Here is a 21,967-nt window from a genome sequence, read left to right as displayed (position 1 = left end):
GCCCTCCTCTAAATTTTTCATTCTTTACCACTTTATCATACTAAATTGGATTATGCAAACAAGTTTAGATTTAATTGCTTGTTTAATAAAACTTTAATACCAACAGAGTTCAAAATACCTTATAGTATTTTTATAGGGATATATTCGATAAATAACTTACGAAAAAGAGGAACCTACATGGAGAACAAAGCCTCACGCGTACTTATAGTGGATGATATGCCCATAAACAGAATGATTCTCTCTTCCCTTCTGGCTTCCAACGGAGTTCAGTCAGATCAGGTTGAGAGCGGTCAGGAATGCCTTGATATGTGCAGGGAAAAAAATTACGATCTCATCCTGATGGATCATCGCATGCCTGATATGGATGGCGTCGACACCTTCCTGGCATTACAGGATATCTTTGCCAAAAAGAAGATAAAGGTTCCCGTTATCTGCCACACAACAGAAGATGCAAGATCAAACATAAATCTGTATAAGGCAGCCGGTTTTGCGGATGTCCTTATAAAGCCTGTCGACCCGAGGCAATTGTATGAGGTCCTTATGACTTATCTGCCTGAGGAAGACAGCTTCGCCATCGAGGAAAAAGAGCGCTATGTCAATACCATGATAGACCATATTGATAGCAGTAATGTCTCCGACGATGCTGTGAAGGAAGAGCTCGACAAGCTTCCGGTATGGCTTAAATCCGTTCCCCGTATCGATCTTATTGCAGGCATATCAAACTGTGAGACCGCAGAAGATTATATTGATGCTCTCTACATTTTTTATTCCTCAATCAATTCAAAGTCTCACGAAATTCAAACCCATTTTGTATGTGAGGACTGGACCATGTTCAAACTCAGCGTCCATTCCTTAAAAAGCATGGCACGGCTGATAGGTGCCAGGTCTCTGTGCGAGGAAGCCGCAGCGCTTGAAGAGGCTGCCGAAAACGGGAATTATCGGATGATAAGAAACGACGCGCCCGCCTTTTTATCTTCATACAAAGCCTATGGAAAACTCCTTTCAAGGATTACGGAGGATGAGGATATAAAGCATCTGTCACAGGCAGCTTCGGAACAAAAGAGCCTCCGCGAAGAAGCCGAGCCACCGGAAGACTGCACCAGATCAGTTCTTTTCGTTCAAACAAACAGCGGAATTGTTCCCACCAGCCTGGAAAAGAGTCTGACCGCGGCCCGCTTTAAGGTCACTGTGATTCCGGACGAACCCGATAAGATCATCACTTACCGCTCAAAAGTAGATATTATAATTTACTATCCGGGAACCAATGATAAATCCCATATAAAACTGACCATGAACCTTCTGGCTGAGATGTGCCAGGATGATTCGAAGCTTTTATGCATTGCCGGAGATCCCCAGGACATCGATATTGCCATGTCATCAGGTGGTGCCTTCCGCGTTTCGAGAACCTACATAAGGCCTATCGATATTGATTCCTTTGTTAAGGATTTTGAATATTTCTCGAGACTTTTAGCTGAGTATCACAGGACGAAAACCCTTTTCATAGTAGATGATGACAAGGATTATCTGACCGTGGCAGATCACTGGCTTTCATCTTCCTATCATGTTTCATGCTTTGATAACGGCCAAGATCTGCTTCAGGGTCTGGCAACCACCATACCTGATCTCATAATCCTCGACTACGAGATGCCGGAGATGGATGGATACGAGCTCATGAAAATGATAAGAAACAATCCCGATACACACAGAATCCCCATCATTTTCCTCACAGGAAAAAATGACAGGGATCACGTATTTCGTATTCTCGAATATAAACCCGATGGGTATCTTCTTAAGTCATCTCAGAAGGAGACACTCCTCGATGCTCTGCAAAGATTCTTTGAGGAGGATTTGTTTAACAAATCTCAGCAATAGCAGCCAGAAGGGCAGGTTTTCCTTCCGCTTTGGATATCACGCCCGCAGGGTTGCATTTTTCCATAATCTCCTGCGAAGACAAATCATCCTTCCCGGTTCTGAAAAGGACCGGGATATTTTTATCTGGCACCGCCTCTCTTATGGCACCAAGCGTTGCCGGTCCGTCCATATCGGGCATGCTGTAATCGAGGAGAACGAGATCCGGTGTTCTCTCGGAAACAGCTGCGACCGCAGCCTTCCCTGAAGTAACTGAAGATACTTCATAGCCTGCTTTCTCAAGCCACCTTGCAACAATTTTCATCATATCCTCATCGTCGTCCACAAGTAAAATGTACTTCATAGGAACCTCCTCATTTGTAATCAGTCAGTTATCAGTTTTTCCAGCGTCCCGAAAAGGGCATCCGGTTCGATGGGCTTGGACAGGTGCGCATTCATCCCCGCATCCAGAGACAGCTGTACATCTTCGTCAAAAGCATTGGCTGTAAGTGCAATGATCGGTATTTTCGCCGCATCCTCCCTGCCCAGGGCTCTTATCGCCTTCGTTGCTTCAAGTCCGTTCATTACAGGCATCCTGATGTCCATAAGAATGGCATCATAGTGGGACACATCACTTCCTTCAAAAAGCTTTACCGCCTCTTCTCCGTTGGTTGCAACATCAGCGCTTATTTCCTTCATTTTCAGAATCTGCTTCATGATCTGGGCATTGATATTCATGTCCTCGGCAAGCAGTATCTTTCTTCCGGTAAGCGAAGCCTTGTGTGCATTCCCCCTGCTCTTTTCTCTGCTTCCCTCCACGATCTTTTTAAGTTCCTGCTGAATGCTTCCTGCAAAGAGCGGCTTGGCCATAAATGCATCGACTCCGGCATCCAGAGCTTCTTCCATGATGTCGTCCCAGTTGTAGGTCGTTAATATAACAGTAATGTCCTCATCGCCATAGCGCTTTCTGATCGCCCTCGTGAGTTCGACACCGTCCATTTGCGGCATCCTCCAATCCAACAGTACAAGTTTGTAAGGTGACTTGAGGGATTCCTTCTTTTCCATGGCAGTCAAGGCTTCCTTGCCCGACAGGACGTAGTCTGCCTCAATGCCAATCCTTGCAAGCACCATCTTTGCATGTTCACAGGCAGTAGCGTCATCATCAACTATAAGTGTGGTCAAAGTAGTCGGATCAAAGCCTGCCTCTCCTATCTCTTTTTTGCTTATTCCGAGAGGTATGGTTATGGTAAATTCAGAGCCTTTCCCCTTTTCAGACTGCACTTCGATCTGACCACACATCATATCAACTATATTCTTGGTGATGGCCATTCCCAGCCCGGTACTGCCGTACTGGTTGCTTGTTCCCTCTTTTTCCTGTGAGAAGGGCTCAAAGATCTTCGGAATATAATCAGCATCCATTCCAACGCCGGTATCCTTTATGACAAATCTGACAACAGCTCTATCATCCGTGCGCTCTGTCTCTTCAACAGTGAAAGTCACCTTTCCCGGAGCCGGTGTGTATTTCACGGCATTACCGAGGACATTTATGACCACCTGCTTCATCTTCATCTCATCGCCGACGTAAAAGTCGTCCATGTGGCCTTTTACCAGACAATCAAACACAAGACCTTTATCCTTACACTGGGACTCAGTCATGGTATTTATCTGCTCAAGCATATTTCCGAATGAAAATTCCTCATTCTTAAGTTTGGCTTTCCCCGACTCAACTCTGCTTATATCAAGGATGTCATTTATAAGTGATAGCAGGTGCTTTGCGCTGGCACCAATCTTCACCAGTATATCTCTTGTCTCGCTGTCGATATCAGGATTTTTGAGCGCGATGTTATCAAGTCCGATAATGGCATTCATAGGCGTTCTTATCTCATGACTCATATTGGATAAAAAGGCCGTCTTCGCCATATTGGCATGCTCCGCTTCCTCCAGAGCTTTAGCCAGCATTTGACTTCTTGCTTCTTCAACAACATCCAGAGGCTTTGCTGCAGTCTCATCATTTGCCTCATAATTCTGTATGATCCTGTGAATGATAGCCTTTAGCTCTTTGTATTCTTTTATAAGGAACGGAGTGTCCCTCTGAATTGTTGCAAAATCCTTATCCTTTCCAGCCATTTCCAACGCCTTCGCTTTTTCAAACATGCTCACGGCACCTATGGCAGAGGAAGTACTCTTAAGTGAATGCACATTTAGAACATATGCATCCATATCATCATCTTTCAGGCTGTTTTCTATCTGCTCCGCCTTGGCATCAACAGACATCTCATAGGTTTCAAGAGCATAGATGTAATCCTCTGCATCGCCGCAATACTCGATACCTTTCGCAGGATCAAGCTCCGGATAGTCAAAAGCGATTTTCGGAAGCTTCGCCGTTTCATCATTTACCTCATCACCTATCATGAAGACAGAATCGTCAGGCAGATATTTGCACATCATGCGCTCCATCTCGTCGATGTTTACCGGCTTTGTCAGGTAATCGGTAAAACCGGCGGAGAGCATTTTTTCCTTGTCCCCCGAAACCGCACTGGCGGTGAGAGAGATTATAGGTGTCTTCTCAAACTTCTCGGGGTATTTGTTCTTTATCTCTGTGAGGGTCTCTATCCCGTTCATATGCGGCATACGATAGTCCAAAAAGACCATGTCGTAGTGCTCGGCCCCGAATTTTTCTATGCATTCTGCGCCGCTGCTTGCCACATCTATATGCATTCTTGTGCGCTTCAAAAGCCCCGCAATAACCTGGAGGTTCATCGGCGTATCATCCACGACAAGAAGCCTCATGCCCGGAGCAATAAACGAAGTCTGTCCATGCGCTTGTCCGGAGTTATCGTGAAGCAGGAATTCCTCCGTTATATCACCTATAGGTGTGTCATTTCCAATCTTCTGAGTCAGGGTGAAATAAAACTTTGAACCCTTTTTATAAGTGCTCTCCACCTTGAGTTCACTGTCCATAAGCGAAAGGAGCTGCCTGGTGATTGAAAGTCCAAGTCCCGAGCCTTCTATGCTTCTCGTCTTTTTGGGATCAAGTCTGTCAAAGGGCTCAAAGAGCTTGTCTATATCCTCTTTTTTGATTCCGATTCCGGTATCGGTTACGGATATCTCCATGGTGACGAAGTCCGAACTCTTCTCCTTCAGCTTCATCGCAAAATTGACGCTTCCCTCCTCCGTATACTTCACGGCATTAGTGAGAATGTTCGTTATTATCTGCTTTATGCGGATTTCGTCTCCTATAAGTTCTTTGGGAATTTCTGAATCGATTTCAAAATGCAGAGTCAGTCCCTTGGCCTCAGCCCTGAATCTGATAAGATTGTAAAGATCTCTGATAAGTGCATCCGGAGCATACTTTTCGCATTGCAATTCCATTTTGCCGGTCTCTATCTTGGAAAAGTCCAGAATATCACTGATGATTCCAAGAAGACTAACCCCGGCCTTCCTGATGTTTTCGGAATAATCCAGTATGGCTGAATCCTCCGCCTCTCTTTGTATCATCTCGTTCATGCCGAGAATGGCCGTAATGGGAGTGCGGATCTCATGACTCATATTTGATAAAAATGCGCTCTTTGCTACATTCGCCTGTTCAGCTTCTTCAAGAGCAATTGCAAGGGTATTGGCTCTCTCAGTCTCTTCTTTGGCGAGCTTGGTCTCTGTGATATCACCTATGAAAACATAATAAACATCACCAAAGCCCGGGAGAGTCGCAAAGTGACCGTAATCATCAACCCAGCGTATGGTTCCGTCTTTTCTGATTATTCTGTATACCACATAGTCCATGTGTCTTGAGTTTGAGTTCATGGCTATCTGGTTATCTATAGATGACTGAATGCTGTCATAGTCATCCGGGTGAACCATTCCCTTGAAGGTATTGCCGGTATATTTCCTGAATTCATCCACACTGCTGCATCCGAAGATATCACAGACCGAACTGTTTACATATAAAAGCTCAGTGGAATCATCTGCGCGGTATATGAAAAATCCTCCGGGCATCTGCTCTGCAAGCCATTCCATTGCAGACATCTTTTCCTCAGAAGGTATTATTGCAGTAAGATCATCGGTGAACAACTTGTTTTTTTGCATGAAAACCCCCTTCAATCAGCGGTTTGCAGTATTCTCCTTTTATATCTTAACTGTTTTTTATGAAAAAATATATTAAACCAAAATAAAAAAACACTAAAAGTAATGCTTTTTCGCACTACTCTTAGCGTTTTTAAGGTAGGAGTGATTTCTAATATTGGCTTAAATCGTTTATATGTTTTTTAATTACTGTCCATCAATGAATGAAGAGATAACCGCGCCCTTATAGGTCTCGTCGATGTATGCCTTAACCTCGTCGGACTGAAGTGCTTTTACAAGAGCCTGAATCTTGGCAGAATCCTCGTTGCCCTGCTTAACTACAAGGAAGTTGGTTCTCTTTACAGTTGTCTCATCGTCAAACTCCTCGATATCAAGAGCGGGATGTGAATCCGGAAGACCTGCCTCAAGAGCATAGTTTCCGTTGATCGCTGCAGCGTCAAGATCGGGAAGTGAAAGCGGAAGTGATGCTGCCTCAAGAGGTGTGATCACATAGCCGTGCGGGTTTGCCTCAGCATCCTTTGTAAGTGCATCCTCTGTGTAGTTGTCGTCTGTACCAAAGCCGCCCTTTGATGTAAGAAGGCCCTTCTGAACAAGAAGATCGATAGCACGCTCACCGTTGTCGGGATCGTTCGGGATACCGATTGAACCGCCGTCCGGAATATCAGCAAGAGCTGTGTACTTCTCGGAGTAGATACCCATGGGCTCGATGTGAACGCCTGCTACTGCTGCAAGGTGAAGACCTGCATCCTCGTTCTGCTGATTCATGTAGCCAAGTGTCTGGAAGTAGTTGGCATCAAGCTCACCCTCTTCAAGTGAAGTATTGGGAAGTACGTAGTCGTTAAATACAACTGTCTCGAGTTCCCAACCATCCTTTGCAAGAACATCCTTAAGAATGTTGTCAAGGATCTCTGCGTGAGGAACGGGTGTAGCACCAACTACAATCTTATTGTCGCCGTCTGCGGGAGCTGCTGTGACATCAGCACTCTCTTCTGTGCTCTCTGCCTCTGTAGCCTCTTCTGTGCTCTCTGCTTCTGTAGCCTCTTCTGTGCTCTCTGCCTCTGTGGCGGTTTCTGTACTTTCTGCAGTTCCTGCTGCGTCACCGGCAGATGAGCCTGCGCAACCTGTAAGAGCGCCAAATGTAAGCACTGTAGAAAGTAAAATACTTGTCAAAAACTTCTTTTTCATAACTTTTGTCCTCCTCTTAAATCCGCCCCTATAATTAAAGCGGGTTTTTATATGTCAGATATGATTATTAACTTTAATCCCTGACCGTTATAAAATCAACCCATTTTCCGATAAGAAATAGTAATCGGAAGCTATAAAAAGGTCGGACTCCGTATAAGAAGTCCGACCCAATTTTTTTACAGTGTTCTCTCGTAATGTCCCTTTTTCTCCACGAAACCGGTTTTCCTAAGATAGGCCTTGTGATGCTCATCCGAGCCGTTGTAGACCAGTTTATCAATGCCCTCGTGTATGAGATTGGACATCAAAAATTCGCCGATAGAGAAGTCGCGGTATTCCGGAATGGAATAGTCAAGCTTTATATCAAGTATGTGATCCTTGAGGTTACCCAGCAGAATTCCGGCAGGAGTTCCTTTGTGGCAAACCACAAAACCGCAGTTTACATCCTTGAAATCCATGGAAATCCCGGGGAAGCACTTCGCTATATCTTCCTTATATAGATCTATCATGTACTTTGTAAGGCCTTCATCGCCCGATACCCTGACAAGATCATAGTTTTTATCAGTACTTCTCATCTTGGTAAGATAGTAGATATTGATTGCGACAAGCGCCAGATTCATGACAACCGTAGGATATGCATGAATCAAAAGTCCATAAATCACACATACAAGACTTCCCATCATGTTTACAATCCTAAGCTTGTAGACAGATACCATCATGAATGAAAGCAGCACCAGAGCTGATCCCACATAACCGATGATTTCAAATATTAGTGACACACTCATAAGAAAAAAAGCTCCTTTCGAAATAAGAAAAGGTAATTTTTAAATCTATAAATAGATGATATCACAGATTAGATTTTGAATGAAGATTCCAAAATCTAAAGTGTTTGCCATAACTCTCTTATAAGTTCATCCGCTATCATGTCACACACAACAAGCTTATATGCTTTTCTTGTCGCTTCAGGATCAAGAGTCCTGCTAAATGACTCCGGTCCTTTTTCGCTTGCAATTGCAAAATAAACTTCTCCCGGAACGCTGTCGTTGTTCTCCGGATCGGCATTTCCCATAGTACCGGTCACACCTATCCCGAAGTCAGCTCCGTAGGCTTTTCTGCATGCTGCCGCCATAGCCCTCGCTGTTTCTTCGGAGTACACTCCGTACTTTTCAATTATTTCTGCCGGCACTCCCTGCATTATCTTGGCTTCATTGCTGTAGGTGATAAACGCCCCTCTCAGCACCGCCGACGAGCCTTCTGTATCTGTTAAAAGAGACGCCACCATCCCCGCCGTACAGCTCTCCATGGTAGTAATTGTCAGGTGCTTCTCTATTAGCGTCTTTGTTATTTTTTCATATTTTTGTCTGATCTGGTTTTCTTTGGTCTGCATAATTAGTTCTTTCATCCCCGAAGCCTACAAAATTGCTATTTCAATTATAAAATGAAACACTTCCATCATCAAACAGCTTATTGTAAAATACAGTAGTGTGTTCCAACACAATAATGATTAATTAAGGATGTTTTTCAAATGATAAAAATCGAAGATGTAAAAAAATCCTTTAAAAACACGGAAGTTCTTAAAGGAATATCAATGGAGATCGAGGATCACGAGATTTTCGGTATCATCGGTCAGAGCGGCGCTGGGAAATCGACGCTTCTTCGCTGCATCAACGGGCTCGAGTCCTATGATTCGGGTATCATAACCGTGGACGGGCAGGAAGTTAATATTAGAGATAAAAAGTCTCTGCGTCTTCTTCAGAAGAGAATGGGCATGATTTTCCAGAGCTTCAATCTTCTCGAGAGACTTGATGTATATCAGAACGTGGCGCTTCCCATGAAGTTCTGGGGCATGAACACTAATACTCCCGAGGCGAAGGAAAAGATTTTGAAGCTCATAAAGCTTGTAGGACTTGAGGAGAAGGTTCATGCAAAGCCGCGTGAACTCTCTGGCGGTCAGAAGCAGCGCGTAGCTATCGCAAGAGCTCTGGTGCTTGATCCTGAATTCCTTCTCTGCGATGAGGCCACAAGTGCGCTCGATCCCGAGATCACAAAGGGCATACTTGCTCTTCTTCAGAAGATCAACCAGGAGATGGGCATCACAATTATAGTGGTAACTCACCAGATGGAAGTAGTTAAGCAGATTTGTAAAAAGGTTGCATTTTTAAGTAACGGTCAGGTGCTCTCAGTAGGACAGCCCGAGAAACTCTTCGTTTGGCCAAAAGAGCGTGAGATCAGAGATTTCCTTCGTGAAGAGAGCGACAAGCTTCCTACAACGGGGCTCAACATTAAGCTCTTTTTCTATGGTGAAGGCAATCAGCGTCCCATCGTTACAATGATGTCACAGGAGCTTCACCGCGATTTCAATATCTGCTGGGCTAAGCTCGAGGATTTCAGAGAGGATGTTTACGGAAGTCTCGTCCTCAATATTCAGGAAGAAGATCTGGACGATGTCTGTGCTTTTCTTGATAAAAAAGATGTTACATGGGAGGTAATCAAATAATGTCCGGAATTTTATCAAACAGCGGAATGACCGGTATCATTTTAAATGCATTCAAGCAGACGCTTTACATGGTGTTCTGGTCAACGCTTTTTTCAGTAATAATCGGGTTCATCCCCGCAATCATCTTAACGCTTACAGCGCCCGACGGCCTTAAGCCCAACAAGATTGTTTATGAGGTTCTGAGTTTTATCGTAAATGTATTCAGAAGTTTTCCGTTCATCATTCTTCTGGTTATTCTCATTCCTTTCACCAGAATGTGTGTGGGAAAATCGATCGGAACCACAGCTTCCATCGTGCCTCTTACGGTATCCGCAATTCCTTACATTGCAAGGGTATTTGAGACAAGTCTTCGCGAGACAAATCCCGGAGTCATCGAGGCTGCAAGGTCATTCGGAGCTTCGAACTTCCAGATTCTGATGAGGGTTTATGTAAAGGAATCAATTCCGAGAATGCTCAACGGTGTGGTTCTTCTGGTAATCTCACTTATCGGTTATTCCGCAATGGCCGGCACAGTCGGCGGCGGCGGTATCGGTGACATCGCAATCCGTTACGGTTACCAGCAGTACAAGACCGACTACCTGATCGTCTGCTCGATTATCCTTATAGCATTCGTGCAGGCAATCCAGATGCTCGGCAACTACATGTATAAAAAAATGTCATAATAGGACGGCCCGTGGGATTCCCCACGGGCCTGTTTTTTACCAGTCGGTGTAGCCGTAGTCGTAGCCGCCATAGTCATCACCGCCATAGTAGTCTTCGCTGTAGTCACTGTAGCCACCATAGTCGCTATCGTAATCATCATAGCTGGAGCTGTTCCATTCGGTATACGCATCGTAGTCATCATAGTAGTAAGTGGGCTCCTCATAAGCGTCATTCGATTCATAGTAGGAACCGTCATCGTCTACATAGCCGTCTGAGCCATAGCTTATAAACTGATTCTCATAGCCGTTCCAGTACCAGACATCTCCATCGGAATCGGTCCAATAATATGCGGTGCCGTAATCTCCGGGATCGCTTCCACCTGAATTTTTTGAGCTCTTACCGGAGCTCTTCTTACTGCTCTTACTTGAACTCTTCTTTGAGCTTTTCGCTGTTGCGGGCTGCGGAGGGACTGCCTTGGGAGAAGTAGTCCAGTCGTTCTTATAGGTACAGCTATCAAGCATTTTCTCTGCTATCTGCGCATAATTCTCAACACGTTTCTCTGTTGCGATTGCTATGGAAGCAAGCGCATATCCTGTAGGGCCAAAATAGCGAAGTTCGATAACGCCGCGCACCGGATAGTCAAGTTCCTGCTTAAAGACAGTTCCGTCAAGCCACAGGTATCCTTTAATGCTGTAGTAATTTCCGCAATCCTTGAAATCCGAGCCTATGTATTTTACAAGCTTTTTCTCATAGTAAAGCTTGATGAAATCTTCCAGCACGTAGCCCATGACCTTTTTTCCAATGGCTGAGCCGTACTTGAGATCCCGGTCGAATTCCTCGGTAAGAGGCTGGAACATAACAACTATGCTGCTGTAATAATCCACCGTGCCTTTCCCATGTTCAGGATAAAAATTCAAGGCGTGGGATATGTCTTTTCTTGGTGATGTAAGCATGTGTTCAGGATAGTAGATATCAACGCTGTCGAATTTATCAGGGAAGCTGGTCATCTGCGTCAGCTTATCCTCTGGCGCCGGGAGCAGCACCATCTCATCTACTTTATTGAGCTCCGATCCGCCTACATCGACAAGCTTCCCACTCTTATTAAGTGTATAGCTGTCTTTTGCTCCGTCTGAATCAAAAGTGAGGGTGATTTTGTCTCCATCAATCTCATAAGTTCCGCCATCAACTTTCATGCGGTAGACGTTAGTTGCACTCCAGGTCTTATCTTTTTCAATGGTGATATAGACCGAAACATCGTCATACTTCCAAATGCCTATAAAATCTTCATCGGAAGCAGCCTTTGATGCTGTTGACGTTTTAGTCAGCACCGGTCTGCTCACCGTCGCCGTCGTCTGCTTCGGAGTCGCAGCTGACGCACTGTCCTGCATCATGAACGACAGAAACAATACCGGTAAAAAAATCACCGTGAAGTACTTCCTTAACTTAAACATAATCCCCCTCCTTTCGGAAAACGTACCCCTTTGGGCAATTCATCTTTTCAGACCATTCATCCTTTCACATACTTATTAAAACGTTCGTCCTTAATTACACCGCTCCAGTTAAGGCCGAAGCCGAAGTCATACACATTCCCAAGAGAATCCTTGTAAGGTTCGTAGTCAAAAGGCTTGTCCTCACAGTGCTTCTCCACTGTCTCCATGTCCTTCGGAATCTGCACGGGAAGCATGGCTGTAGGCTCGTAGCCACCGCCGATAACAGTAAGTGCAGCCTTAGTCTCCACTCCGAAGTTTACAAGAATCGCATCAGCATACTCCTCAAACTCAGAAACCATGCAGGGATTGTTCATGCGGATGACCACGATTACGGGCTTATCACCCATCTTCTTTTTGGTTTCGATTACCGCATCAAGATCGCTCTCGTTGGCTGCCTTATTTGATTTTCCAAGGTAGGAACGATTCGGATTCTCTTTTTCCCTGAAGTCACCCTGACCGATGCTCTCTGCTCTGGAAGCAGTTGCAGTATACTCCCTGTACTGCAGTGTCACAGGTCTGTAGCCTGTCTCCTTTGTGTAGCCGTCACTGATGGGGCTCTCGATGAAGCAGATTGCAAAGTCGGCCTCTGCCGCATCCTTCGTTACTTCATAAAAAGGCTCCACATCTTCCTGCTTTGCTCCGGGGATATCAAGCGCTTTTTCCATAAAACGCATAAAGCCCTTGTGCTCGTCGATATGGCGATCCGGTATGTAAACCTTCTTCCTGGTAACACCTGCCTGAGCAGAGCCGGAAGCAGCGCCACTTTCTATAGGAAGTACCCCGCTATTTTTCACCATAACAATACTCTGAAGCTGTGCCTTGAACCCCTCTTCCACATACTCGTCGCAGCCGAGGATTTCCTTGCTCTTATTCGCATCAAGATAAGGATTCTCAAATAGTCCGCACCTGAAGCTGTTAACAAGAAGTCTCTGCGCACTCTCCTCAAAGCGCTTTCTCATAGCCTCCTCACCGTGGCGCTCGCAGCCTATGCGATATGCCTCAAGGATAGGGACTATGTTGTTATTGCCGCCGAACTGATCGACGCCGTTTTCAATTATCTGAAGATGTCTCTCGGCTTCGCTAAGGTCCTCTGTTCCGTAACATCTTGAACCGAAGGAATCCATCTCCGGATCGGGATCTGCGGTGATTCCCCAGTCCGTGCAGACAATTCCCTTATAGCCGCATTTATCTCGAAGGAGATCCCCGATTATATATTTGCTGTAGCTGTTTCCGACGTTCTTGCCGGAGGGATCCACTCCATAACTCACTGTGTAATAGGGCATCACGGAAGAAGCTTCCTTGGTGCCGCCGTCAAGCTTGAAGGCACCCTCAAGAAAGGGCTTTAAGTGTTCCTCAAAATTGCTACCCGGATATACTGCGAATTTTCCAAAGCCGTAATGGGCATCCCTTCCGGACTCGCAGGGACCGCCGCCCGGCCAGTGCTTAACCATGGCTGCCACACTCTTGCTGCCCCAGCCGCCTTTAGTCTTCCCATCGCCGCTTACAGCGTCGGGATCGGTCTGGAGTCCCTCGCAATATGCCTTCGCATAATCCGTGGCAAGCTTAGAACAAGGTCCCCAGGTATCGGGAACTCTCATCCATCTGGGCTCTGTTCCAAGATCTATCTGCGGTCCGAGTTCCGTTGTAATTCCCAGAGCGCGATACTCGTTGGCTGCGACTCTCGCAAACCTTTTTACAAGCTCCGGTGAAAAGGTAGCGGCAAGTCCAAGTCCCAGCGGCCATTTGCTGGTATCCTTCGCTTCGGTTTTAAATTCAGCGGAGGCACTTCCGGCACCGTGTCTTGGATCCGTACTTATATTAACCGGAATTGCATGTGGCATCTCCTCGCAGAGCGCCTGCATCTCGTTGTTCCAGTTAGCTGCAATCTCGCCGTTTTTCAGCATCATCGCAAGAACATATCTCACGTGATCCTCTGTCAAAAACTTCCTCTGCTGGTCTGTCAGATCAGAAGGCGCTGCGCCGCTCTCTTCAAAGGCTTTTCCGCCGTTATAGGTAGCTCCGAACCACCCTCCTGCCTCTGCAGGCACTATCTGGTGAGCACTGTACATCATAAGGCCCGCTATCTCTTCAACTGAAAGCCTTGATGCCAGATCCTTAGCCCTCTCCTCAGGTGACAGTCTCCAATCCTCGTAAGGAAGGAGTTCACCTGTACCTTCCGAATCCTTGAAAAAAAGACCATCCTTCTCGATTACGCCGGCCTTGACGTATCCGATAGTTGGTCCGTTTTGATTTTCCTTAATACTATAATTAATCATATTTGTACTCCCCTTTTTTGCTGTTTTTCCACCTTTCTAATTATAACAACGCAGGTTTCAACATATAAAAGAATTCGCTAAAAAATATATGAATTCTACATAAAATCATTATAAAAAATCTTCTAAAGTACTCGTCGTAACCTCAGATATATCCTAATAAATTTGTAACTTAAATTTCTTTTAGGTTTGATTTAGGTTAGCGGAATATAATTGCGAAAGTGATTAAAACAGAAGGGAGAGGCACCGTGAAGTACAGACATGAATTAAAACACGAAATCACCACCGCGGATATGATCACGATTCGTCAAAGACTCCGGGCAGTCGCCAGAGCGGACGAACATGCTATAGACGGAAAGTATCTTATAAGAAGCTTGTATTTTGACACCCCGAATGACAAAGCACTGCTTGAAAAGCAGGCGGGCGTCAGCAGAAGGCAGAAATTCCGAATAAGATACTACAACGGCAACAAGTCAGTGATCCACCTTGAAAAAAAGTGCAAGGTAGGCGGTCTTGGAACAAAGATTTCCGCAAACCTCACAGAGGATCAGGCAAAATCTATTGTAAACGGCGACATCGGATGGATGGAGAAGTCGGAAGATGCCTTGATAAAAGAGCTTTACTCAAAAATGGTTTCCGAAAGACTTCAACCCAAAACAATCGTTGATTACACAAGAGAGCCCTTTATCTACGGTCCCGGAAATGTCAGGGTTACACTTGATTACGATATCCGGACAGGATTAAGGAACACCGATTTTCTTGATACCGATTGCATCACGATTCCCGCAGCAAAGGGCATCTGCATCATGGAAGTAAAATGGGACGAATTTTTACCAGAAATAATAAGGGACGTAGTCCAGCTTCCACACGCAAGAGGCGGAGCGTTCTCAAAATATGAGGCCTGCAGAATCCCCATGATAAATCATGGATATGGTGAGTATTAAACAACAAACATTAAACAGTTTTTCAAAAATAAGAAAACAGACATAAAAAAGGAGAATTAAAAAAATGACTTTCAATGACATCTTTAAATCAAGCTTTCTGGAAAATGTAAGCAGCATCAGCATCCTGGATATGGCACTTGCCATGGTGCTCGCTTTTGCAATAGGACTTTTCATTTTTCTGATTTACAAAAAGACTTATCAGGGAGTAATGTACTCCTCCAGTTTTGGCGTAACACTTGTAGCACTTACAATGATCACAACACTCGTTATCCTGGCAGTAACCAGTAACGTAGTTCTTTCACTTGGTATGGTCGGTGCCCTTTCCATCGTTCGTTTCAGAGCAGCAATCAAAGAGCCCCTGGACATCGCGTTCCTGTTCTGGTCAATTGCGGTAGGTATCGTCCTTGCAGCAGGTTTTATCCCGCTCGCAGTTTTCGGAAGTGTGATCATCGGTCTCATCCTTCTCGTATTCGCAAACAGAAAATCACATCTTATGCCCTACATAATCGTGCTTAACTGCACAGGTCATGAGGCTGAGCAGAGAGCTTGCGATTTTATCAAGGGAACTGTAAATCGTATGGTTGTTAAGAGTAAGAGCGCACAGAAGGGTAGCCTTGAGCTGAACCTCGAAGTAAGACTTAAAGAAGATAATACAGATTTCATCAATGCACTTGCAGATATGGAAGGCATCAACAGCGCAGTACTTGTAAGCTACAACGGCGAGTACATGGGATAAAAAGGAGCCAGCAATGTCAACACACAAGAATATAGACAGAGTCTGTATCTTTATCACTATCCTAGCGATTCTTGTGACAGTAATTTTTATGAACGGTACCTCCATCGGAATTGCCGCAGATGATTCGATTACGATGGAATATACCGACAAAATCTTTGATGACAGCTATGTTCATACAATAGATATTCAGATAGATGAAGACGACTGGGAAAGTCTGATTGCTAATGCAGCATCTGAGGAGTACTCGGCGGCCGACGTTGTGATTGACGGAGAGACCATGAAAAATGTCGGTATCAGATGTAAGGGAAATACTTCTCTTTCAACTGTTTCCCAGTTAAATAGTGAAAGATACAGTTTTAAAATAGAATTTGATGCTTATGAATCAAGCAATAACTACTACGGTCTTGATAAGCTTTGCCTGAATAATCTGATCCAGGATTACACCATGATGAAGGATTATCTGGCCTACAAACTCATGGGAGAATTCGGCGTTGATGCTCCTCTTGTAAGCTACACCTACATCACGGTAAACGGTGAAGACTGGGGACTGTACCTTGCGGTAGAGGCTGTTGAAGGTTCTTTCCTTGAGAGAAATAACGGTACAAGCTATGGCGAGCTTTACAAGCCCGATACCATGACCATGGGCGGCGGCCGAGGAAACGGCGGCGACTTCGATATGAAGAACATGGACTTTGACAAGATGGGAATTCCGAATCCGTTTGAGAATAAGGATTCCGATGAGTCTGGAGGTTCAAGTGAATCCGGTGAATCCTCTGATGGAGATCACAGTTTTGGTCACGGTGGTTCAGGTGGCCGCGGAGGATTTGGCGGTTTTGGCGGCTCCGGAATGGGAAGCTCTGATGCAAAGCTCCAGTACATAGACGATGATACTGACAGCTATTCCACCATTTTCAACAGTGCCAAGACTACTATTAAGAAGTCCGATAAGAAGAGACTTATTAATTCACTTAAGTCTCTGAATGAAGGAATCGAGAATCAGGATGCTGAAGAAATCGCTGAAGCTGTAGATATAGACAAGGTTTTAAGATACATGGTAGTTCATAACTTTGTGGTTAACGGCGACAGCTACACAGGTTCAATGATCCACAACTACTACCTCTACGAGGAAGACGGAATTTTGTCAATGATTCCCTGGGATTATAACCTTGCCTACGGAACCTTCCAGGCTTCCGATTCAAGTGCAGCAGTGAATGATCCCATTGATACACCTCTCTCCATTACCGAAGGAAGTAATGACAGACCTATGTTCACATGGATAACCTCCTGTGATGAATATCTTGAGATGTATCATGAATACTTTGCTGATTTCATCGCGCAATTCTATACCAGCGGTTACATGACAGATCTTATTGATACAACCTATGAGATGATTCGCGACTATGTTGATAAGGATCCTACCAAGTTCTGCACTACAGAGGAATTTGACAAAGGTGTTGAAACTTTAAGAAGCTTTGTAGAGCTTCGCAGCCAGAGCATCCAGGAACAGCTTGACGGAACTATAGGTTCCACAGATTCCGAGCAGGAATCCAACCCTGATGCACTGATAGACGCATCCTCCATCACACTCTCCGACCTGGGTTCCATGGGCGGAGGCATGGGAGGCGGCCCCGGCGGTGGACCTCCGAGCGGATTTCCGGGCAGTGATAGTTCTTCTGAGTCAGAAGAACAGAACTCAACTGAAGTTTCTGATGCTCAGAGTACTGACATTACAAGCCTAAGCTCAGAAGATGCCAGCTAGAATACTGAAAATGCTGATCAGAGCTCAGATAGCAGTGACAGCAAGCAATCCTTCGGTCCTCCAAGCGGTGGTTTCTCAGGCGGGGATGACTCTTCAGGATTCCCCGGTGGAGACTCTAATGGTGGTCCCCCTGACTTCTCAGGAATGTCAGCAGCAACCATCTCACCCACTAATCTGATATATCTCGCAGCATGCGGTGTATCATTACTTGTTGCAATATTTATAGCTCTGAAATATAGGGCCAGAAGATAAATATAAAGAGTTCCAGCTGAGATTTTTATGCAGTTGGGGCTCTTTTTTATCCTCTGAATTTCTGTTTAGCCTCTTAATTTTCTTGTTTAGTCGCTTATCTGACCTTTGCGTAAATCCATTTAATATTTTTCCTCCGGTGGATTTACCTTTTTTCTTTTATTAGCTTCCATGCGTAAATCCTTCCAACAATTTCTTCGCGTTTGGATTTATCTCCAGCTCTTACAAAACTCCCACGCATAAATCCAATTGGCATTTTTCCTGTGGTGGATTTATCTTCGCTTTTTACAAATCTCACGCGCGTAAATCCTATTGGCAATTTCCTTCTGCTGGATTTACCTTCTCCTTTTTACTTGCTTCCTTCCGTAAATCCCAATAACAATTCTTCGCGTTTGGATTTATCTTAGCTCTTTACAAAGCTCCCATACATAAATCCTATTGGTGTTTTCCTTCCATTGGATTTACCTTCTCCTTTTTACTTACTTCCTTCCGTAAATCCCAATGACAATTCTTCATGTTTTGATTTATCATCAACCTATCTATGTTCCATGTCTTTGCCTTTTACTTGCTTATACGCTCTCTTATTAGTCTGAAGTAGGTTTTTCTGCTCGATTGACTTGCAACAAGCCTTAAACCTACTCCCACGAGCAAGTCAGAAGCCCATATTTGGGCTAATAGACTTATCGCGCGCCACAATCATACGTTATGCAAATTTAATACTCTTTTTATCCCCGTTTAACCCTCCCTCACTGGCAATACGATAAACTAATTGTGTATGTAGGAATTTATAATCTACCAAATTATGCCTAAATGCTATTCCGCATAGAATATTTGGTTTTCTAATGAGGGATATGAATGAAGAGAGTTAATAAGCAAAAATCACGCATTTCTACAAGAGTGGCACTGGCGATATGCATGGCCGGGGCCTTACTAACAGTGTCTTCATATTCATTAACCATTGCTGCTAAAGGCACAAACTTATTAGAAGTGGATAAAGGCACAAACATGCTGGTTGCATCCGCAAAAGGAGACACCCAGTCTTCCTCCGACAGCAATTTAGAAGCGCCAAAGACATCTTTGCCAAACTTCTCCTCAGACTACGCGGCAATCGGCTACGATACAGAGGATGGACTTGAATCCGCTGAGATCAACGCTGTTGCCCAGACAAGTGACGGCTATATCTGGGCCGGTACCTATTCCGGTATGTACAGATATGACGGCTACAGATTTGAGAAAATCCAGCTTGATGAGCGCATCAACAATGTAATGCAGATGTTTGTCGACAGTAAGAATCATCTCTGGATTGGTACGAACGATAGCGGAATTGCCTGTTATGAGCCGGAAAGCGGCAATATCAGCTTCTATACAACTGCTGAAGGTCTTCCTTCCAATGCAATCCGTGCCATCTGCGAAGACAAGTCGGGAAACATCTATGTCGGCACCACCAGTCAGCTCTGCATTATTTCACCTGACGGAAAAATCAAAGAATTCCTTGGTGACCAGATATACAGCGTGCGTACTCTCAGCGTTTCAGGCGATATCATCGTAGGTGTCACCAACGGCGGTGAGCTGTTTTTCATCAAAAACGGAAAGCTTCTCGCCATGAGATCCATGGAGAATGAAAATAACGTTTACTATGCTGCTGCAGCCATGAACGATAAGGGCATAGTGCTCGTGGGAACAAGTTCTGACTACGCACTGAAGTTCCTTCTCAGTGAAAATGGTTCCCTTAAAACCTTAAAGCAAATCCACACAAACGGAATTTCTTACTTTAACAAGCTTCTTTATTCCCCGGAAAATGACGGGTATTTCTTCTGCTGCGAAAATGGTCTCGGATTTATCGGCAACAACGATAAGATTACCGATATGTCTGCTGATGGTTTCAACAGCTCAGTCAGTGATGTTTTCATAGATTATCAGGACAATATGTGGTTCGCCTCCAACAAGCAGGGCGTAGAGCGCTATTCCCTTAATCCCTTTGTGAATATCTTCGCACGGGCGAAGGTTGATGAAAGCGTTGTTAACAGCCTTCTCATCAAGAATAACTTCCTCTATGTCGGCATGGATAATGGCCTTATCGCAATTGACCTTGACACCGATGAGCAGATTTCCTACATGAACGAGAGGAAATTTGAAGGAGTCAGGGTTCGTCACCTGATGCTTGATAGTGCGGGCAATATCTGGGCAAGCACCTATGGTCAGGATGGTCTCATGGTGCTTGGAAAAGACGGAAGCTTCAAAGCATATAACGAGAACACCGAAAATACAGTCGGCAGCCGCTTCCGCTCCACCCTTGAACTTGCAGACGGACAGATTCTTGCAGCCAGCAGTACAGGCCTTAACTACATTGATAATGGAAAAGTTGTGAAAACCATCTCCGAAGGCGATGGTCTCGGAACTCAGATCCTCTCCATGGTTCAGGCTGATGATGGAAAAATCATCGCGGGCTCTGACGGAAATGGTGTGTATATTATTGAAGATGGAAAAATAATCGATACCATAGACGAAGATGACGGCCTTGGCTCCCTTGTCGTTCTGAAGGTCGTTCCCTGCAAGGGCGGATACATCCTCGTAACAAGTAATTCTCTCTACTACTATACCGGAAGAGCTGTCACCAAGTTGAACGCTTTTCCTTACAGCAACAACTACGATGTATATATCTCAAAATCAGGTGAGGCATGGGTAACCTCCAGTGCCGGTATTTTCGTAGTAGATGAGGATGCGCTTCTGAAGAACGAAAACTACAGTTATACACTGCTCAACAGAAGTCGCGGTTTCTACACAACGCTTACAGCCAATGCAAAAAATGCGGTCAAAGGTGATGACCTCTACCTTTGCTGTACCGATGGCGTAAGAAAAATATCCCTGACTGACTACAATTCCTTTGATAATGATTACGAAATCCGCGTATCAAGAGTTCTCGCGGACGATGAAATTATACATGAAGAAAACGGAACCTACAGAATCCCGGCTATCCAGGGACGTATTGAATTTGATGTGGCTGTCCTCAACTTCACACTTTCCAACCCTCTTCTGAAGATCTTCTTGGAGGGTGCCAAGGATGAAGGTATTACCTGTCTGCAGAATGAGATGAGCAGTCTTGTTTACACCAACCTGCCTTACGGAAATTATAAGCTCCACGTGCAGGTTCTGGATTCAGGTGACAGAAGCATCATAAGAGATGAAGTATATGATGTAGTAAAAGATTCCCAGCTCTACGAAAGAACCTACTTTAAGGTAATCCTTTTCATTCTGGGAGTTCTGCTTGTTGCGTTTATCGGATGGGTTATCCGCAGAATTATCCAGGCTATCAAAAATGCCAGAACCTGGAAGCTTGAAGCCACAACCGATCCCATGACCGGGCTCCTCAACAAAGCAGCTTCCAAGCGAGAGCTCACCGAACTGTGTAAAACCAAACAGGGAATTCTCATGATGATCGACCTTGACAGCTTTAAGCTGGTAAATGATCTTTACGGTCATGATATGGGTGATAAGATTCTGATCAGGTTTGCAGACATCATTCGCTCCTGCATCCGAGAAACCGATATTGCAGGCAGAATGGGCGGTGATGAATTCATTGCTTATATCATGGGAACCAACGACGAGAGTGTTGTCGCATCTAAAGCTGAGCACATCAACGAAGAGATAGTAAAATCCGCCAAGGAATTCATGGGCGAAGACATGACAATTCCTCTCGGAGCCTCTATCGGTGCGGTTTGTGCCCCCGATGAAGGTACCGATTTCGAGGAGCTCTTCGGACTTGCAGACAAAGCTCTATACAATGTGAAACAAAACGGCAAACACGGCTATGCGATGTATCGCAAGTCCAATCCCAAGCTCACCACCGAGGAAGACAGCATCGCCAAGGGCATCGCCGGAACCAGGAAAATTCTGGGCGAAAGAAATGAAGGCAAGGGTGCTTTCAAGGTTGATTTCAACAAGCTACAGGCAATCTATCGCATCTTCGACCGCCTGTCCCGCCGTACGGACGCTAAGGTAACGATTGTGCAGTTCACGTTAAATGCTGAAGAAGGAAAAGAATTGTCCGATGAGATAATGGATCAGTTTTTCAGTATTCTGTCAGGGACACTTCGTTCTAACGACGTAGTTGCTCCCACAGGTAAAAACCAGGCAGTCGCCCTTTTAACAAACATCGAGGGTGAAGACCAGCTCGTTCCGATTGATCGTGTAGTCAAGACCTGGGGTGACGCACCGGGCCACGAAGGCTTCTCCGTCAGCTACGAATTAGAGGCGATGTAAAAAACAT

General features: G+C 44.9%; 15 protein-coding genes. 7 read left to right on the top strand and 8 right to left on the bottom strand.

All coding sequences use genetic code 11. The features are described from left to right. Positions 1 to 177: 177 nt before the first annotated feature. Positions 178 to 1,872, top strand: a complete 1,695-nt coding sequence (locus tag G630_RS0111475) for a response regulator (RefSeq protein WP_026498650.1) — start codon at positions 178 to 180, stop codon at positions 1,870 to 1,872. Here the strand turns inward: G630_RS0111475 and G630_RS21635 are convergent. The 5 genes from G630_RS21635 to G630_RS0111450 all read right to left on the bottom strand — a co-directional run bounded on the left by G630_RS21635 (position 1,853) and on the right by G630_RS0111450 (position 8,512). Then, a complete protein-coding gene (locus G630_RS21635; protein ID WP_049946184.1) occupies positions 1,853 to 2,212 on the bottom strand; it encodes a response regulator in 360 nt (119 codons plus the stop codon). The two genes, G630_RS0111475 and G630_RS21635, sit on opposite strands and share 20 nt — an antisense overlap. Before the next feature lie 20 nt (positions 2,213 to 2,232). Then, positions 2,233 to 5,931 carry a response regulator gene (locus G630_RS23625; RefSeq protein ID WP_026498649.1) on the bottom strand — a complete coding sequence of 1,233 codons (3,699 nt, stop codon included), beginning with the start codon at positions 5,929 to 5,931 and terminating at the stop codon, positions 2,233 to 2,235. A gap of 183 nt (positions 5,932 to 6,114) precedes the next feature. Next, positions 6,115 to 7,113, bottom strand: a complete 999-nt coding sequence (locus G630_RS0111460) for a MetQ/NlpA family ABC transporter substrate-binding protein (protein WP_026498648.1) — start codon at positions 7,111 to 7,113, stop codon at positions 6,115 to 6,117. Positions 7,114 to 7,289: 176 nt separating this feature from the next. Further along, complete coding sequence (locus tag G630_RS0111455) at positions 7,290 to 7,895, bottom strand: hypothetical protein (RefSeq protein ID WP_022761547.1); 606 nt, start codon at positions 7,893 to 7,895, stop codon at positions 7,290 to 7,292. 95 nt (positions 7,896 to 7,990) lie between these two features. Continuing rightward, positions 7,991 to 8,512 carry a CinA family protein gene (locus tag G630_RS0111450; protein ID WP_026498647.1) on the bottom strand — a complete coding sequence of 174 codons (522 nt, stop codon included), beginning with the start codon at positions 8,510 to 8,512 and terminating at the stop codon, positions 7,991 to 7,993. Positions 8,513 to 8,635: 123 nt separating this feature from the next. On the opposite strand from G630_RS0111450, the gene G630_RS0111445 reads away from it, so the two are divergent. Beyond that, complete coding sequence (locus G630_RS0111445; RefSeq protein WP_026498646.1) at positions 8,636 to 9,607, top strand: methionine ABC transporter ATP-binding protein; 972 nt, start codon at positions 8,636 to 8,638, stop codon at positions 9,605 to 9,607. Further along, entirely contained in the window at positions 9,607 to 10,269 is a 663-nt protein-coding gene (locus G630_RS0111440; RefSeq protein ID WP_022761544.1) for a methionine ABC transporter permease, read from the top strand. Before G630_RS0111445 ends, G630_RS0111440 begins: the two co-directional genes overlap by 1 nt. 36 nt (positions 10,270 to 10,305) lie before the next feature. On the opposite strand, the gene G630_RS0111435 is transcribed toward G630_RS0111440, so the two are convergent. Beyond that, the gene (locus G630_RS0111435) at positions 10,306 to 11,700 is read right to left on the bottom strand and encodes a hypothetical protein (protein WP_026498644.1); all 1,395 of its coding nucleotides are present in this window, start codon (positions 11,698 to 11,700) and stop codon (positions 10,306 to 10,308) included. A gap of 56 nt (positions 11,701 to 11,756) precedes the next feature. Further along, a complete protein-coding gene (locus G630_RS0111430; RefSeq protein WP_026498643.1) occupies positions 11,757 to 14,015 on the bottom strand; it encodes a glycoside hydrolase family 3 protein in 2,259 nt (752 codons plus the stop codon). A gap of 245 nt (positions 14,016 to 14,260) precedes the next feature. Between G630_RS0111430 and G630_RS0111425 the strand changes: the two genes are divergently transcribed. The 3 genes from G630_RS0111425 to G630_RS21625 all read left to right on the top strand — a co-directional run bounded on the left by G630_RS0111425 (position 14,261) and on the right by G630_RS21625 (position 17,451). Next, a complete protein-coding gene (locus G630_RS0111425; protein ID WP_026498642.1) occupies positions 14,261 to 14,956 on the top strand; it encodes a polyphosphate polymerase domain-containing protein in 696 nt (231 codons plus the stop codon). Positions 14,957 to 15,020: 64 nt separating this feature from the next. Next, a complete protein-coding gene (locus tag G630_RS0111420; protein WP_026498641.1) occupies positions 15,021 to 15,692 on the top strand; it encodes a DUF4956 domain-containing protein in 672 nt (223 codons plus the stop codon). A gap of 13 nt (positions 15,693 to 15,705) precedes the next feature. Next, a complete protein-coding gene (locus G630_RS21625) occupies positions 15,706 to 17,451 on the top strand; it encodes a CotH kinase family protein (RefSeq protein ID WP_049946183.1) in 1,746 nt (581 codons plus the stop codon). Between the two features lie 394 nt (positions 17,452 to 17,845). On the opposite strand, the gene G630_RS24690 is transcribed toward G630_RS21625, so the two are convergent. Then, on the bottom strand, positions 17,846 to 17,998 hold the full coding sequence (locus tag G630_RS24690) for a hypothetical protein (protein WP_155829228.1): 153 nt from the start codon (positions 17,996 to 17,998) through the stop codon (positions 17,846 to 17,848). 557 nt (positions 17,999 to 18,555) lie between these two features. On the opposite strand from G630_RS24690, the gene G630_RS0111405 reads away from it, so the two are divergent. Further along, positions 18,556 to 21,960, top strand: a complete 3,405-nt coding sequence (locus G630_RS0111405; protein ID WP_026498640.1) for a ligand-binding sensor domain-containing protein — start codon at positions 18,556 to 18,558, stop codon at positions 21,958 to 21,960. The last annotated feature ends 7 nt before the right edge of the window (positions 21,961 to 21,967 follow it).

This window comes from Butyrivibrio sp. WCD2001 (genome assembly GCF_000424485.1).
Lineage (GTDB): Bacteria > Bacillota > Clostridia > Lachnospirales > Lachnospiraceae > Butyrivibrio.
Note: the sequence above shows the minus strand (reverse complement) of the source record. Positions and strands in the feature narration are given on the sequence as shown.

Bases quoted from the DNA above. Each gene is read 5' to 3' on its own strand.
- G630_RS0111475 (WP_026498650.1), top strand. From the start codon at position 178: ATGGAGAACAAAGCCTCACGCGTACTTATAGTGGATGATATGCCCATA.
- G630_RS21635 (WP_049946184.1), bottom strand. From the start codon at position 2,212: ATGAAGTACATTTTACTTGTGGACGACGATGAGGATATGATGAAAATT.
- G630_RS23625 (WP_026498649.1), bottom strand. From the start codon at position 5,931: ATGCAAAAAAACAAGTTGTTCACCGATGATCTTACTGCAATAATACCT.
- G630_RS0111460 (WP_026498648.1), bottom strand. From the start codon at position 7,113: ATGAAAAAGAAGTTTTTGACAAGTATTTTACTTTCTACAGTGCTTACA.
- G630_RS0111455 (WP_022761547.1), bottom strand. From the start codon at position 7,895: ATGAGTGTGTCACTAATATTTGAAATCATCGGTTATGTGGGATCAGCT.
- G630_RS0111450 (WP_026498647.1), bottom strand. From the start codon at position 8,512: ATGAAAGAACTAATTATGCAGACCAAAGAAAACCAGATCAGACAAAAA.
- G630_RS0111445 (WP_026498646.1), top strand. From the start codon at position 8,636: ATGATAAAAATCGAAGATGTAAAAAAATCCTTTAAAAACACGGAAGTT.
- G630_RS0111440 (WP_022761544.1), top strand. From the start codon at position 9,607: ATGTCCGGAATTTTATCAAACAGCGGAATGACCGGTATCATTTTAAAT.
- G630_RS0111435 (WP_026498644.1), bottom strand. From the start codon at position 11,700: ATGTTTAAGTTAAGGAAGTACTTCACGGTGATTTTTTTACCGGTATTG.
- G630_RS0111430 (WP_026498643.1), bottom strand. From the start codon at position 14,015: ATGATTAATTATAGTATTAAGGAAAATCAAAACGGACCAACTATCGGA.
- G630_RS0111420 (WP_026498641.1), top strand. From the start codon at position 15,021: ATGACTTTCAATGACATCTTTAAATCAAGCTTTCTGGAAAATGTAAGC.
- G630_RS21625 (WP_049946183.1), top strand. From the start codon at position 15,706: ATGTCAACACACAAGAATATAGACAGAGTCTGTATCTTTATCACTATC.
- G630_RS0111405 (WP_026498640.1), top strand. From the start codon at position 18,556: ATGAAGAGAGTTAATAAGCAAAAATCACGCATTTCTACAAGAGTGGCA.